The sequence below is a fragment of the Vibrio cincinnatiensis DSM 19608 genome (assembly GCF_900167345.1).
In the GTDB taxonomy this organism is placed as follows: domain Bacteria; phylum Pseudomonadota; class Gammaproteobacteria; order Enterobacterales; family Vibrionaceae; genus Vibrio; species Vibrio cincinnatiensis.
The window spans coordinates 58,222-74,044 of the sequence record NZ_FUXB01000005.1; the positions used below are offsets into that span (position 1 = coordinate 58,222).

Genomic DNA, 15,823 nt, shown 5'->3' on the forward strand with positions numbered 1-15,823 from the left:
CAACTCTAAAGTTAGGAACGCTGGAAAAGGCGAAGGTACACCTTTGTTGGTAGTAAACAGGGCTCTTATCGTTCTTTGCAACTGTATTAATAATAATAAATTATGATTATTCCGCATTACATTTAGTGAGCTGTGCGACAATTTCTTTTTTATTATGCAACTTATTGTTGAGCTGGTTTAGCCAGTTATTTAGGATCTCGGCATTTCTTATGGCTAACTGTAGACATCACCAATGCACTCTTATTACCTCCCTCTGTCTGCTCAGAATGCGGACAACTTTTTTGCGGGTCAACCCGATGTACTGGCGAAATTTAGACAGCAACATCCACAACAGTCGATCTTACTTCCCAATCAACCCTATGCTTTAACTTGTGATGTTGAGGCAGAACGGTTACTTATGCAGTTTCGCCGCTTTTCAACAGGAGAGCTAGAGAAACTTAACCAGGCTAATCATTTTCTTGGCGACTATTTATTACCTGTTGCTCAAATTAAACAGGATTTAATTGATCCCGTATTGAATTTGAATGGTTATACGGGGGCGGCCTTAACTGCGGTTGGCTCTCGTTCTAATTTATTTCAAACCCATTTAAAACGCTATGAGCAGGCGTTGATTGATTTACATCAAGCTAAGCAAGCTCGTATGCGTAACTTTCATCATCAGCGTGGTTTGATCGCCGCCAAAGAAATTCACGCTCGGATGGCTTATAGCAACCTTCAGACCAGTTTTTCCACTGAGTTGGAAATTTATCGTACTCGGCTAGGTAAAAATGCGGCTTCCTCTCCACTACATAATGTTGAACGAGGGATCAATGTGGCGAAAGATGGCCGGAATCATCAAGGTAATACACCTGGATCGCGCCGTACTCATCAAACCCTGAATGTATCTAATAGTGGACATATCCAAAGCTTGCACTCGCTAAGTCGCAACATACACGTTGCAGGGCGAGGTCTACTGGTTTTAGATGGGGCGTCTCGACTTAATAAAGTCAACGATGCACGTAAAAATAATGAAGATTACGCTCGGGTTTTGGTTACTGAAGGTGCCGGATTGGGATTTGGTACAGCTATTGGAGGAGTTTCAGCACGAACAACGATGACATTTGCCTTACAAGGGGCGGCTCGTGCTACTGCTGCTGGTTTTTTGGGGATTAACCTATTAGCTGGCCCAGTGGGGTGGGTGGTGTTGATTGGCTCACTCGCGGCTACCGCCTATGTATCTTACCAAGCTTCAGAGTGGGCGGATAAGGAAGCGAAAGCATTGTCTGGCGATATTTATGATGCTCTATCAAGGAGGATGTAATGGAAAATGCTCCATTATGGTATTCATTTGTCGTCGGTTTCTTTGGGCTGCTTGCTATGTTGATGTGGCTATTGGGGGTATTTTTGGTCACGCCAAGTATAGACCGTAAACTACGGGCAACGGGGGAAGATGAAGTCAGTCAGGTGGTCAAATGGCCGTTTAGAACCATGGTCTATCTTTATAATATAGGAATGCCTATGGGTATGTTGAACTCCCCTGGGATTGTGCTTTGCTTTAATTGCGACCGTCAGCAAGAGGTGGCGACACCACTACAACGTTGGATCTGCCGGATTTATATATTATCAGTAGTATTAATGATGTTGACGATGCTGTTAGCTAATTTGATTTGGTAATGGCTTGGCAAGTTAAGTGTTGTGATGGGATAGCTAAAGCGGTCAGATAGAGGCGACTTTTTTATTCCCCGTAGAGTAAAGCACTATGGCCCAGACTGCTGGTTTTTGGGGATTAACCTACTAGCTTGCCCAGTAGGGTGGGGGGTGTTGATTGGCTCACTCGCGGTTACCGCCTATGTATCTTATCAAACTTCAGAGTGGGCAGATAAAACAGCCAAAGATTGGTCAGGTAAAAGATATGACATAATAAAAGGGGCTTTTTAATGGAAGAGCAACCGATGTGGATTGGTACTTTAGGTCTTTTCTTTTTGCTTCTTGCTTTTCTGACTTGGCTATTAGGGGTATTTTGGGTCACGCCAAGTATAGACCGTAAACTACGGGCAACGGGGGAAGATGAAGTCAGTCAGGTGGTCAAGTGGCCGTTTAGAACCTTGGTCTATCTTCATAATATTGGAAACCCTATCGGTTTTTTGCAAAGACCAGGCGACTTTCTGAGCTTTAATTGCGACCGTCAGCAAGAAGTGGCGACACCACTACAACGTTGGATTTGCCGGATTCATATATTATCAGTGGTATTAATGGGCTTGATGATGCTCTTATCTGAACTGATTTAGTGATGGCCATCAAACCAAGGGAAATATCTAAAAGCGATTGTAATGCATCCACCCCTGTATTGTTGAATGCTCACTATTTGGTTAATGCAAAAGTGGGTAAGGAAAGATGCCAACGAATCGCGCCTAAACGGATAAACAATGTGGACGCAACACCGAAGAGAAAGGCCGTTGAGCTGTCGTAGTTCAAGCTTAATGCACTGGTGTGAACCACTCCTCCGATAATACAGGCGGTAGCGTAAACTTCACTTCTTAGCACCATCGGTATTTCTCGAGCAAGCACATCTCGAATAATCCCGCCCCCACAGCCAGTGACGACACCCATAATGATGGCGATCAGCGCTGATTCCTGATAAATCAATGCTTTTTCAACACCAATACCGACAAATACTGCTAATCCTATTGCATCACAGACAGGAAGGATCCACCAAGGTAAGCGTTTAGGGCGGCGAACGAGCAGCATCGTCAATAAACAAGTAATGAAGACGACCCACAAATACGTCGTATCGGTAATCCAAAAGACGGGGGTTGCCCCTAAGGCCATATCTCGTATGGTGCCACCGCCAATAGCTGTCACGCTGGCTAGAACGACGACACCAAATGGGTCCATCTTGAGTCGTCCTGCCAGTAGTACGCCAGAAACGGCAAACACTGCGGTGCCAAACATATCAATAAGGTAGAGCAGTGAGGTATCCAATGTATAATCGCTCGCTTAACATTCCCTGTTTATTTATCGGGTGAGGTGAATCGGTTGCCGAGTGTAGCAAATACTTTGGCGATATCAAGGTGTCTGTTGCTGTTCAAAATATCCACAAACCTGTTCAATGGCCATGAGTGTCCTTGGTGTTGGGCGGTTAAGCCAATCTGAGTTGAGGTCCCAGAGGTGCGAGCGTTTGACTGCGATGAGTTGTTCACTCCATTGACTCCACATTGAGTCATGACCAATAGCATATTCGGCGGTGAAAATGACCTCGGGTTGTGCGAGTAATACCTGCTCTATGCTGACTTGTGGATAAGCCGATGGACTATGTTGAAAGACGTTTTCTCCACCACAAAACTGAAAAATTTCACTTGGCCAGCTATTTTGCGCCAAGGTAATGATGGGTTTTTCACTCAGTTGGTAAAAATAGCGAGTTGGGGCTAGGTGAGCATAACGTTGTTTCAGTTGAGTCAACTGCTCTCGAAAGTCTTTAGCCGCTTTTAGGCCTATAGAGGGGTTTTCTGCATAGTGGCTAAGCTGTTCTATTTCGTCGGCAATATCAAGTAATTGTTTAGGTTGAGAATAAAAGAGCGGAATACTCAGACTTTTCAGTTTCTCCAGTTCTCGAATAGCGTTACCTTCGGGCCAAGCGATGACTAAATCAGGCTGTAAACTCATGATCCGTTCAATGTTGATCCCTTGGAAATTAGCAACTGTTGGGCGAGTTTTTGCTTGTTCGGGATAATCGCTGAATTCACTGACGGCAATGAGTTTATCACCAAGCCCAGCGGCAAAGGCTAACTCGGTTGCATGAGGCGATAAGCTGATAATACGTTCTGCTGCTGAGGTGATGGCAGATGGATTTAGTAATAGTAAGCTAAGCAGTAAGATTCGCTTCATTTACAAGCCTTGATGAATAATAAAGAGTAAGAGGCTTTGTAGCCCAATCCAGATCCATGCTCGGCGGGTGAGTAGGCGATAGGCTTGCTGCAGGTGAAGGCTCGCTGGAGCAATCCGGCCGCCAATCTTACTTCTAATGGCTTTTTGCTGACCATAAATGGCTGGGCCACCGAGTGATAATTGCAACTTGTTACCAACTGCGCACAGTAACCAACCGGGGCCAGGCAAGGGCCAAGAGCGGCTTTGTTCTATGGTTAATGACAGCATTTGTCGTACATTGCTGCCAAGTATAATCAACAATGCGAAACCTCGTAATGGAATGAAATCCAGTATTGCTACCATTCGAATAATGGGTAATCCAAAGGGGTGGAATAGTGCTCTTGAGGGGGACCAGCAGCGGGCCAGTTCCACCATTAATCGATAAAGAAAAGCACCAATGCCTCCCAAAATGGCGTACCAGAAGAGTACCCCAATAAGATTGCGCCCTAACCCCATGGTTAAGGTTTCAACGCCAGCTTTACCAAGGCCCAATGGAGACAGCGTGTCTGTTTCTCGATTAACGAAAGGGACTAATAATCGTCGGGCGAGTTTTTTATCTTCTTTCTCAAGAGCTTGGCTCATGCACTTGGTGAGTTTTTCAGAGCTACGCCAATCAAGCGCTAAAAGCAGCAAAGCGAGTTCAAACAGTTGAGGCTGCCAGACCAAGGCTTTTAAGGCGATACAGACCGCAACGGTAGGAATGATCATGAGCAACCAAGCTAGTGTCCCTGAAATAAGGCTCTGTTGGTAGCTATTGGGGGTATTGACCTTTTGTGCAAGTAGCTCTGCAAATTTATGCCATAAGGTTACGGGGTGAGCTGAATGTGGAATGGGCAATACCCAGTGAAACAACAGTGCGCCCCACATAACCAGTAGAGCGCTATTTGCATAAAAAAGAGAGGAAAGTTCGTCCATGAGCGTTAGGTTACTTATTCAACAACTCAACCATTTTTACCACCATTTCTGATGAGCTTTGTGCAGCAAGCGGTAAAAACTCATCAAATGACATCGGTGAAGCTTTGTCGGCAACATCTGAAATAGCACGTACCACGACAAAAGGAACCTGAAATTGATGACAGGTTTGAGCGATTGCGGAGGCCTCCATTTCGACCGCAACGACGGATGGGAAATGTTGGCGGATATAGTTTTGACGTTCTTCAGTGCAAACAAAGGCATCACCAGTGCAGATCAACCCTCGAACTGCATGTTTATCTTGCATTGAAGCTAATGCTTGTTCAGCAACAGTGATTAATTTTTCATCGGCTTTGAATGCGGCGGGTTGCCCTGCCATTTGACCGATTTCATAACCAAAAGCGGTCACGTCGGCATCATGATGACGGACTTCGCTGGAAATTACTACATCTCCCATGGTCAGTGTTGACTCAAATCCACCAGCAGAGCCTGTGTTGATAACCACATCGGGTTGATAGTCGTTAAGTAATAACGCTGTGCCAATAGCGGCAGAAACTTTGCCGATCCCTGATTGAAGAACAATGACATCTGCACCATGGAGTTGACCTGTGTAATAGGTACAACCCGCTTTACTGACTTCTTGGCCATGTTCTAGGGCGTCTTTTAAAATAGCGACTTCTTGTTGCATCGCACCGATGATGCCAATTTTCATGCAATTTCTCTTTATCAATAAATAAAACGGCTGCAGTTTACCATGTTGTCTTTGGTTTGATCGAGATAGGTTCGATAGATAACGTGTATTTGGCTTAATGAGTGCTTATCGTCACATTCCTGCTTGTTTAATTTCTCTCTTAGCGGTTCTACTTTTCTCTGGTTTATGCACTCTTCGGTTTAAAAGGGGAATGATCGAACGGTGAGAAGAGAGCAAAAAAGGCTAACGTTAACGTTAGCCAAGTTGGAAAGGATGAAAAGGAAATGGACAGAAAACCATTCCCCCACCACGATAAGTGAGGTGGGGGAGTCGGTTAGGCAGAAAGCATTAATGAGTCAGCTTTTGCTTCAAGGTGGGTATTTCCCATCAGAAAAGCATCAACGGCTCTTGCGGACTCTCGACCTTCATTAATACAACGAACGACTAATGATTGTCCTGTTCGCATATCTCCAGCCGCAAATACCCCTTTTTGGTTGGTCGCAAAGTTTTGAGTTGCGACGTTTCCACGCTCATCCAGCTTGATGTCCAGTTGAGCAAGTACGCCATGTGGCTCAGGATGAAGAAAGCCCATTGCAAGGAAAGCCATATCACAAGCAATAACTCGCTCACTACCCGCCACTTCACTAAATTCAGGACGTTGACCCGGCGCAGCTTCTTTCCAAACAATATCAGCAATACGCAGTCCAGTCACTTCACCATTGTCGTTACCAATAAACGCTTTTGTGAGAATATTCCAGTGGCGTTCACATCCTTCCTCATGCGAGGTGGAAGTACGAAGGATCATCGGATATTGCGGCCAAGGCATATTGGCTGGGCGTTTTTCAGGGGGCATCGGCATAATTTCAACCTGAGTTATACTTGCAGCCCCGTGACGATTGGAGGTTCCCACACAGTCGGAACCAGTATCACCACCACCAATCACGACAACATGTTTGCCTTTAGCATGAATTTCTTCACCTTTAAGATCCATATTGTTTGCCCGGCGATTATTCTGACCAAGGAACTGCATCGCAAAATAAACGCCCTTGAGTTCACGCCCTGGAATAGGGAGATCACGAGGAACGGTCGAGCCACCTGTCAGTAGAATGGCATCAAACTCTTGGCGTAATTGTTGCGCGTTAATATCGACACCAACATGAGCATTGACCACAAATTGAACACCGGCTTTTGCCATAAGGTCAATTTTGCGATCAATGACAGCCATACTCAATTTAAAGTCAGGAATACCAAAACGCAGTAACCCACCGACTTTCTCATCTCGTTCAAAGACAGTCACTTCATGGCCTGCACTATTGAGTTGCTCAGCAGCGGCAAGCCCAGCAGGGCCTGAACCAATGATCGCCACTTTTTTACCTGTTCGTGAACGAGGCGTTTTCGGTTTAGCGTAGCCTTCTAAATAAGCGCGTTCAACGATGGTCTTTTCGATATTACAGATGGTGATCGGATCTTGGTTAATGCCAAGCACACATGCCGTTTCACAAGGTGCTGGGCAAACTCGCCCCGTAAACTCGGGGAAGTTATTGGTTGAACTTAAGATCTGCCAAGCTTCTTCCCAGCTATCTCGATAAACCGCATCGTTAAACTCAGGAATGATGTTACCAATCGGGCATCCGCTATGACAAAATGGTACCCCACAGTCCATACAACGTGCGGCTTGTTGATTAATCTTACTCCCAAACTCTTGATTAAGAACAAATTCATGATTGTTCTTGATCCGTTCTGCTGGGTCGATTTTTTTTGGTAGTTCACGACCAAACTCTAAAAATCCCGTTGCTTTACCCATTTACACTGCCTCCGCTTTTTCCATTGCCGCTGCGGCTTCCTGACGTTTTTGAAGTACTGCTTTGTAGTCTCGTGGCATGACTTTTACCATCGAAGCTAAGTGATGTTCAAAATCGTTAAGGAAAGTTTTTGCCACTTCACTCCCTGTGAATTGGACATGTTTGGTGAGCATTTCTTTTAAGAGTGCTTTATCTTCTTGTTCAATCGGATCGAGATCCACCAATTCAGGGTTGAGTTTTTGGTTAAAGTCGCCAGCTTTGTCCCAGACATAAGCGATTCCACCACTCATTCCTGCGGCAAAGTTACGGCCAGTTGAACCCAAGATAATCGCAACCCCCCCCGTCATGTATTCACAACCGTGATCGCCTACACCTTCAACCACAACTGTGGCGCCAGAGTTACGAACACAGAAACGTTCACCCGCTAAGCCACGGATGAAAGATTCACCAGAGGTTGCACCATAGAAGCAGACGTTACCAACCACAATATTGTCTTCAGCAACTAAGGTTGAATGACGGTTTGGATAGAGAACCAAAGTACCACCAGAGAGCCCTTTACCCCAATAGTCGTTTGCATCCCCTTCCACTTCAAAATGGACACCTTTAGTCAAGAAGGCCCCAAAAGATTGACCTGCACTGCCATTAAACTTCACGTGCATAGGCTGAGGTAAGCCTTGATCTTTATACACTTTCGAAATTTCATTAGACAGCATGGTGCCTGTACTGCGATCAGTGTTAATGATAGGCAATTCAGCGTTAATCGGTAGACCTTTCTCAAGTGCTGGTTGAGCAATTTCGATTAATTGACGATCGAGAATGTTTTCCAAGTTATGGTTTTGTGTGGTTTGACAGTAGATGCCGTCAGCCTCACGAGGGGGTTCAACGTACAATAAGGTTGAGAGATCGAGATTTTTGTATTTCCAGTGGCCAATATCCTCACGAACTTTCAGTTTTTGCACTTGACCGACCATTTCATCAATGGTGCGGAACCCAAGTTCAGCCATGATTTCGCGTAAGCCTTGCACCATGTATTGGAAGAAGGTCACAACATCTTCTACTCGACCATCAAAACGTTCACGAAGTGTTTTGTTTTGCGTAGCAATCCCGACCGGGCAGGTGTTTTTATGACACTTACGCATCATGATACACCCTTCAACGACAAGTGCGGCGGTAGCGACTCCCCATTCCTCGGCACCAAGTAATGTGGCGATAGCAATGTCGCGTGGCGTTTTCATCTGTCCATCGGCTTGTACCACGATACGGTTACGTAAGCCGTTTTTCAGTAGCGTTTGATGCGTTTCTGCTAAGCCCAATTCCCAAGGAAGCCCGGTATGGCGAATCGATGAAATCGGGGAAGCACCTGTCCCTCCATCATGACCAGCAATGAGCACGACATCCGCTTTCGCTTTTGCAACGCCAGAAGCAATGGTTCCAACTCCAGCCTCTGATACCAGTTTGACGTTAACGCGACCCTTACGGTTGGCATTTTTCAAGTCAAAGATCAATTGAGCTAAATCTTCAATAGAATAAATGTCATGGTGTGGTGGTGGAGAGATGAGACCGACACCGGGTGTGGAGTGACGAGTCGCTCCGATCCAATCATCGACTTTATCTCCTGGAAGTTGACCCCCTTCACCTGGTTTCGCTCCTTGTGCCATTTTTATCTGAATTTCATCAGCATTGGTTAGATAGTAAGAAGTCACACCAAAGCGACCAGAAGCGACCTGTTTGATCGCAGAACGTTCCCAGTCACCGTTTTCTTTGCGGATAAAGCGTGCTGGATCTTCACCGCCTTCACCGGAGTTCGATTTTGCACCTAAGCGGTTCATCGCAACGGCTAGGGTTGAGTGAGCCTCGTGAGAGATTGAACCAAATGACATCGCTCCGGTTGCAAAACGTTTTACAATGCTTTCAATCGGTTCGACTTCATCAATGGGAATAGAACCTGCCGGATTTTTAACAAAATCCAGTTGGCTACGTAGCGTGACGGCTTTATCGCCTTGGCTATCTACTGCTGCCGCATACTGTTTAAATTGCTGGTAGTCTTTATTGCGGGTTGAATGTTGGAGTAGATGGATCGTTTCAGGGTTGAACAGGTGTTTTTCACCTCGTTGCTTCCATTGATAAACACCGCCCACATCCAGCATTTGGAGCGGGATTTCACGAATTGGGTAACCAATACGATGACGAACCACGACTTCTTTTGCGATGTCATCGAGAGTCAAACCTTGAATACGAGTAATCGTGCCAGTGAAATACTTATCGACGACGGCTTTACTGATCCCCAAGGCTTCAAAAATCTGAGCGCCATGGTAAGACTGTAGGGTTGAAATGCCCATTTTAGAGAAAATCTTCAATAGACCAGCGTTGATACCTTTACGATAGTTTTCGAAGTATTTTTCAACCGATACTTCAGTATCCAGTTTGTTACGACGCTGAAGATCAACAATAGTTTCAACAACTAAGTAAGGGTTGACCGCATTGGCACCATAACCAACTAAAGTAGCGAAGTGATGGGTTTCACGTGCATCTCCGGTTTCTACCACGATGCCACATTTCGAGCGTAACCCTTTACGGATTAAGTGGTGATGGACAGCACCGACTGCCAGCATGGCTGGAATAGCCGCATGGTTTGAGTTGACGGCACGGTCTGTCAGCAAAATGATCGAGTAACCATCAATGACCGCATCTTCAGCATATTGACAGATGCGCTTTAGCGCTCGTTCTAGCTTGCCTGGCTCTTCGCTAGCTTGGAAAACAATATCCAGCGTTTTAGCTTGCAGGTGTTCATTATCAATTGCCCGCAGTTTCTCTAATTCGGCATTGGAGATCACGGGAGATTCCAGCTCCACTTTACGACAGTGAGCCGGTGACTCTGCCAGCAAGTTTTGATCGCGGCCGATATAGGTGTTGAGCGACATCACCATTCGTTCACGAATAGGATCAATCGGTGGGTTAGTTACCTGAGCAAACAACTGCTTAAAGTAATTGGCAAGGTGTTGCGATTGATGAGAAAGCACGGCAACTGGCCAGTCAGCTCCCATCGAACCTAATGGTTCATACCCTGTTTCAGCCAGTGTGCATATGATGTCATTTGCTTCTTCGCTGCTGACTCCGAAGGCTTGTTGGCGGTGTAATAGACGCTCTGGAGAAGGTTGGCTATGAACGTTATCCGCTTCAGGGAGTTTTTTCAGGCTGAGTAAGTTATCTTCTACCCATTTTTCATAAGGCTGAGCATTGGCAATGCCATCTTTTACTTCTTCGTCAGAGATGATGCGGCCTTGCTCAAGATCGGCGACAAAAATACGTCCTGGTTGCAAACGTCCACGATATTCAACATTGGCAGGGTCAATGTTGACGACACCTGTTTCAGAAGCCATGATCAAGAAATCATCTTTGGTCACGGTATAACGTGAAGGGCGTAGGCCATTTCTATCAAGCGTTGCCCCTACTTGTACACCATCAGTAAAGCAGACAGAAGCAGGGCCATCCCATGGTTCCATGATATTGGCATGGTATTGATAAAACGCACGGCGTTTCGGGTCCATGGTTTTATTTTCTTGCCACGCTTCAGGGATCATCATCATCAGTACATGTGGCAAACTGCGCCCTGACAGGACTAACAATTCTAAAACCATATCAAAGTTCGCGGAATCGGAGGCTCCTTCCTGACAAATAGGTAGCAACATATCGATTTCGGCTTGAGTGAAGAGATTCGATTGAAGAATCGCTTCTCGTGCTTTCATCCAGTTTAAGTTTCCGCGAACGGTATTGATTTCACCGTTATGAGCTATATAGCGGAAAGGTTGTGCAAGACGCCATCTTGGAAAAGTATTGGTAGAAAAGCGCGAGTGAACCAAAGCGAGTGCGGTCACCATGGTTGGGTTTTGTAAATCGAGAAAGTATTGAGGGACTTGCTCTGTGGTTAACTGACCTTTATAGACCAGTGTCTTATAGGAAAGTGAGTTGATGTAAAAATCATCACCAATATTTGAGACACTTTCTAAACACACGCGAACGGTATAATTACGCAGGACGTAAAGTTTACGTTCTAACTCTTCCGGTGTGCTACCTGGGCCTGCTGAAATAAAGACATGTTCAAATTGAGGCTCGGTACTTAATGGGTCAGCACCTAACATTGAATTATCGGTAGGTAGGACACGGTAACCCAAAACATCGAGATCAAGGCGTTTAGCATTACGCTCAAGAATATCCCGACATTGAGCACGCTTGTGCTCATCTTTGGGAAATAGCACTACACCTACACCATATTTTTCAAAGGAGGGAAGTTTGATACCAAGCTTCACCGCTTCCTCTAATAAAAACTCATGGGGTTTTTGCAGCAAAATACCCGCACCGTCTCCACTACATGGGTCACAGCCTTGGCCACCTCGGTGTTCCATTCTCGCTAGCATGTCCAGAGCTTGGGTGACGACGTGGTGTGATTTTCGGTTCTTTAGGTGAGCAACAAAACCGATACCGCAAGCGTCATGCTCTAATTCAGGCGTATAAAGACCTTGCGAACTTTGTTCTCTATCCATAGATACATCCTTCCAGTTCAAGCGGACACAGATAAGCCAAGGCAAGCCCCAGCATTGCATCCAATCCTTATTGTTATCAATTTAAATCAACCTATGTGGTTAATTCGCTTCCTTTCCGTCTCTCACAGGAATTATTTTGTGAGAAAAACAATCCTTAGTGATATTCCTTTTATCTGGCCACTTTTATAGTGGTTTATATAGGTAGGAGTAGAATATCACCGAAGTTTCCTAATGTTATTTGTAATAAAACAAACAAAAATCATTGAGAAACTGTAAGTATCCTACAATTTTGTTGCACGTGAATGCAACGAAAAATTCGGTCTTTTTTGCTCTTTTTTATTCCATAAATAGAGTTTGTTTTAATAATTTTTTTACATTTAAAGCTAAATATTGGATTAATCGATATTTATTGATTTTGATTAGCGTTCTATCTGTTTCATACCTTTATCATTTTTCATTTATTTGCGTAATTAAATTACACTAAGCGCAGAAATGAGTATTTCAAGTGGTTTAACTAGGGTGTTTTTATGCAACTACATGAGTTGGTCAATACTCTTGGGCAAGATCTTCAGCGTCGCTATGGCGAGAAAGTGCATAAGCTGACCCTGCATGGCGGTTTTAGCTGTCCCAACCGAGATGGCACGATTGGGCGAGGTGGGTGCACTTTTTGTAATGTGGCTTCGTTTGCCGATGAACAAGCTCAAGCACAGAGCATTGAAGCTCAGTTAAAAGAGCGCGCTGGAGAAATTCGACGAGCGAAAAAGTACTTGGCTTATTTTCAAGCCTACACGAGTACTTATGCTGAAGTTCAGGTGTTGAAGCAGATGTATCAACAAGCGTTAAAAGCGGCAGAGATCGTGGGTTTATGTGTAGGAACTCGTCCAGATTGTGTTCCCGATGCTGTGCTTGAGTTATTGCAGGATTATGTGCAGCAAGGGTTTGAGATTTGGCTCGAGCTGGGGTTACAAACCGCGAACGATCAGACACTGAAGCGAATTAATCGTGGGCATGATTTTGCTTGCTATGCCGAGATCACTCAGCGCGCGAGAGCGCTGGGTATTAAAGTTTGTACGCATTTGATTGTTGGGCTCCCTAAAGAGACGCGATCTGACAATATTGCTACCCTAAAACAAGTTATTGATGTTGGGACTGACGGTATAAAGCTGCATGGTCTACATATCGTCGAAGGCAGTACCATGGCAAAAGCTTGGCGTGCCGGGAAATTGGAAGCGCCCAGTTTAGAGGAGTATGTCGCCATTGCGAGTGAACTGATTCGTTTAACACCGCCAGAGGTGGTTTATCATCGAGTTTCCTCGGCTGCACGTCGTCCAACTCTTCTTTCGCCTCTGTGGTGTGAAAATCGTTGGTTAGCCATGACAGAAATAGGTCGAGCGTTGGATCGTGATGGTGCTCAAGGTTCATTACTTGGACAGCCTTTCCACTACCTTCCTCGTGAATAGTTGCAGATTCACATCCAATAAGCTGTTATCTTTTCATTCTTCCTAGTACGAATAGGCCAGTATTTTCACACTCTGTGCGAGAGCCTATGATCCTATCCGTTACTTGATGGATATCGCCTTGAGAAACACGTTAGACTAACGCCAATCTTTGTCGCGGGACCTGCAATGAAACAGATTAAGAATTTAGCCCAATATTATGTCGATCTACTCGTTAAACTGGGCATTTTACGTTTCTCCATTTTATTAGCTTTAGCATTGGTTGCGTTAGCCGTCGTGGTTCAAGTTGGGATCACCTTAGTACTGAAAGGCTTTGTTGATGATATCGATATTGTTCGTTCTGTCTTCTTTGGCTTGTTGATCACACCCTGGGCCGTTTACTTTTTATCGGTAGTGGTGGACCAGTTAGAAGAGTCACGTCAGCGGCTCTCTAAGCTGGTGTCTAAATTGAAAGATATGCGATCTCGAGATCAAGAGCTAAACCAGCAGCTTCAACAAAACATTGTCAAACTCAATCAGGAAATCGAAGAGCGGATCAAAGCGGAAGAAGCGCGCGAAGAAGCGATGGTTGATCTGGAAAATGAAGTCTATCAAAGAGAAAAAACGCAGTTAGAACTGGCTGAGCGTACCGCATTATTGCGCTCCTTCATCGATGCTTCTCCTGATCTTATCTACTATCGTAATGCTCAATGTGAGTTTTCTGGGTGTAACCGAGCGATGGAAGAGTTGACGGGTAAGCGTGAAAGTGAACTCGTAGGCTTAACACCTTGGGATGTTTACCGTAAGGAGATAGCACAATCGATTGTAGAAACCGATCAGCAAGTGTTTAAGAATAATCGAGCGATTACTTATGAGCAGTGGCTGGAATACCCAGATGGACGTAAGAGTTATTTTGAACTTCGGAAAGTGCCTTTTTACAGTAAAGATGGCCGCCATTTAGGTTTAGTGGGATTTGGCCGTGATATCACAGAACGTAAACGACATGAAGAGTCACTAGAGAAAGCCAGCCGCGATAAAACGACGTTTATCTCAACCATTAGTCATGAACTGAGGACACCGCTGAATGGCATTGTCGGATTAAGCCGAATGCTATTGGATACGCCGCTGAGGGAAGAACAACGTAAACATATGCAAACCATCCATGTCAGTGCCATTACATTAGGTAATATCTTCAATGATATTATCGATATGGATAAATTTGATCGTCGTAAACTAGAGCTATTTCCTGCGCCTCTTAACTTTGAAGAGTTTGTCGCCGAGATGGAAAGTTTATCAGCATTGATGGCTGAGCAAAAAGGATTGCGTTTTGATTTAGAACGCATGACAGAGCTCCCCGCTTGGGTTGAAGTCGATGCCACTCGCTTACGTCAGGTTCTCTGGAACCTGATGAGTAATGCGATGAAGTTTACTAAAGAGGGGGGGGTTATCATGAATGTCAGTGCTGAGCTGGAGGCTGAGCATGCTAACATCACCATGGAAATTGAAGATACGGGCATTGGTATTCCTGAAAAGGAGCTCGATAAAATTTTTGCCATGTACTATCAAGTGAAGTCCGGGAAAGATAACCTTCATGCTGTGGGAACTGGGATTGGTTTAGCCGTATCCCGTCAGCTCATTAATCTAATGGATGGCGATATTAGTGTAAGTAGTGAAGAAGGGTTTGGTAGCACCTTCACCGTCACGATTCGGGTCCCACTGGCTACTCCTCCCGTTTGCAGCCTTCCTCAACCAGAGCAGATGCGTAAGCTTAATATCTTTATGGTGGAAGATATCGAACTTAATGTCACGGTGGCTCGCTCTCTATTAGAAAGCCTTGGACACAGTGTGACGGTGGCAATGACTGGAGAAGAAGCCAAAGTCATGTTTAAACCTGAACAATTTGACTTGGTTTTTCTGGATATTCAGTTACCGGACATGAGCGGATTTGATATCGCCCATTATTATCGCCAAACGTATTCTCATCTTCCCCCCCTTGTAGCTTTGACTGCAAATGTCTTAAAAGATAAAAAAGAGTATATACGACAAGGCATGGATGAGGCGTTGAGCAAACCGCTTTCCGTTCAAGCGGTACAAGAAGTGCTGGCAAAAGTATTGGCACAACAGCCATTGGTTGAGAATACCTCCTCGCCAGTGATAGATCCTCCCTCATTGGCGAATCAAGAACTGTATAACCGCTTATTGGATCTCAGTATGTTAGAGTCATACATCGATATTGTCGGTCCTACACCTATGTTAGAAAGCATTCAAATGTTAGAAGACATGATGCCCGGCTATTTAGAGGTTTTGGACTCGAATATGGTGGCAAAAGATCAAGCGGGTATCGTGTCTGAAGCACATAAGATCAAAGGTTCTGCTGGCTCTATTGGTCTTAAACGAATTCAGAGTGTGGCACAAAAAGCACAATCGCCGGAAGCACCTGCTTGGTGGGAAAACATTACCGATTGGGTGGATGAAATAAAAAATGAGTATCTCAATGATATTCAGTTACTTAAACAGTGGTTAGCGCAAAGGAAATAA

At 44.9% G+C, this 15,823-nt stretch carries 11 protein-coding genes; 5 read left to right on the top strand and 6 right to left on the bottom strand.

Annotation, left to right across the window (positions count from 1 at the left end; translation table 11 throughout):
- Window positions 1-232: 232 nt before the first annotated feature.
- The 3 genes from B5D54_RS05860 (at window position 233) to B5D54_RS05870 (ending at window position 2,267) form a co-directional block, all read left to right on the top strand.
- Complete coding sequence (locus tag B5D54_RS05860) at window positions 233-1,300, top strand: hypothetical protein (protein ID WP_078925599.1); 1,068 nt, start codon at window positions 233-235, stop codon at window positions 1,298-1,300.
- The gene (locus B5D54_RS05865) at window positions 1,300-1,653 is read left to right on the top strand and encodes a hypothetical protein (protein WP_078925600.1); all 354 of its coding nucleotides are present in this window, start codon (window positions 1,300-1,302) and stop codon (window positions 1,651-1,653) included. Before B5D54_RS05860 ends, B5D54_RS05865 begins: the two co-directional genes overlap by 1 nt.
- A 263-nt stretch (window positions 1,654-1,916) precedes the next feature.
- Window positions 1,917-2,267, top strand: coding sequence for a hypothetical protein (locus tag B5D54_RS05870; RefSeq protein WP_078925601.1), 351 nt, complete (start codon window positions 1,917-1,919; stop codon window positions 2,265-2,267).
- A 73-nt stretch (window positions 2,268-2,340) separates the two neighbouring features.
- Here the strand turns inward: B5D54_RS05870 and B5D54_RS05875 are convergent, their stop codons facing one another.
- The 6 genes from B5D54_RS05875 to gltB form a co-directional block, all read right to left on the bottom strand.
- Window positions 2,341-2,961 carry a TRIC cation channel family protein gene (locus B5D54_RS05875; protein WP_078925602.1) on the bottom strand — a complete coding sequence of 207 codons (621 nt, stop codon included), beginning with the start codon at window positions 2,959-2,961 and terminating at the stop codon, window positions 2,341-2,343.
- 84 nt (window positions 2,962-3,045) lie between these two features.
- Window positions 3,046-3,864, bottom strand: a complete 819-nt coding sequence (gene btuF / locus B5D54_RS05880; protein WP_078925603.1) for a vitamin B12 ABC transporter substrate-binding protein BtuF — start codon at window positions 3,862-3,864, stop codon at window positions 3,046-3,048.
- Window positions 3,865-4,818, bottom strand: a complete 954-nt coding sequence (locus tag B5D54_RS05885) for a cobalamin biosynthesis family protein (RefSeq protein WP_078925604.1) — start codon at window positions 4,816-4,818, stop codon at window positions 3,865-3,867.
- A 10-nt stretch (window positions 4,819-4,828) separates the two neighbouring features.
- Complete coding sequence (gene mtnN / locus B5D54_RS05890; RefSeq protein ID WP_078925605.1) at window positions 4,829-5,527, bottom strand: 5'-methylthioadenosine/S-adenosylhomocysteine nucleosidase; 699 nt, start codon at window positions 5,525-5,527, stop codon at window positions 4,829-4,831.
- 313 nt (window positions 5,528-5,840) lie between these two features.
- Complete coding sequence (locus B5D54_RS05895; RefSeq protein WP_078925606.1) at window positions 5,841-7,310, bottom strand: glutamate synthase subunit beta; 1,470 nt, start codon at window positions 7,308-7,310, stop codon at window positions 5,841-5,843.
- The gene (gltB, locus tag B5D54_RS05900; protein ID WP_078925607.1) at window positions 7,311-11,849 is read right to left on the bottom strand and encodes a glutamate synthase large subunit; all 4,539 of its coding nucleotides are present in this window, start codon (window positions 11,847-11,849) and stop codon (window positions 7,311-7,313) included. It lies immediately after the preceding gene.
- 527 nt (window positions 11,850-12,376) lie between these two features.
- On the opposite strand from gltB, the gene mnmL reads away from it, so the two are divergent.
- Both mnmL and arcB read left to right on the top strand, forming a co-directional pair.
- Complete coding sequence (mnmL, locus tag B5D54_RS05905) at window positions 12,377-13,309, top strand: tRNA modification radical SAM protein MnmL/YtqA (RefSeq protein WP_078925608.1); 933 nt, start codon at window positions 12,377-12,379, stop codon at window positions 13,307-13,309.
- 165 nt (window positions 13,310-13,474) lie between these two features.
- Window positions 13,475-15,823: an aerobic respiration two-component sensor histidine kinase ArcB gene (gene arcB, locus B5D54_RS05910; protein WP_078925609.1), complete on the top strand. Its 2,349-nt coding sequence runs from the start codon at window positions 13,475-13,477 to the stop codon at window positions 15,821-15,823.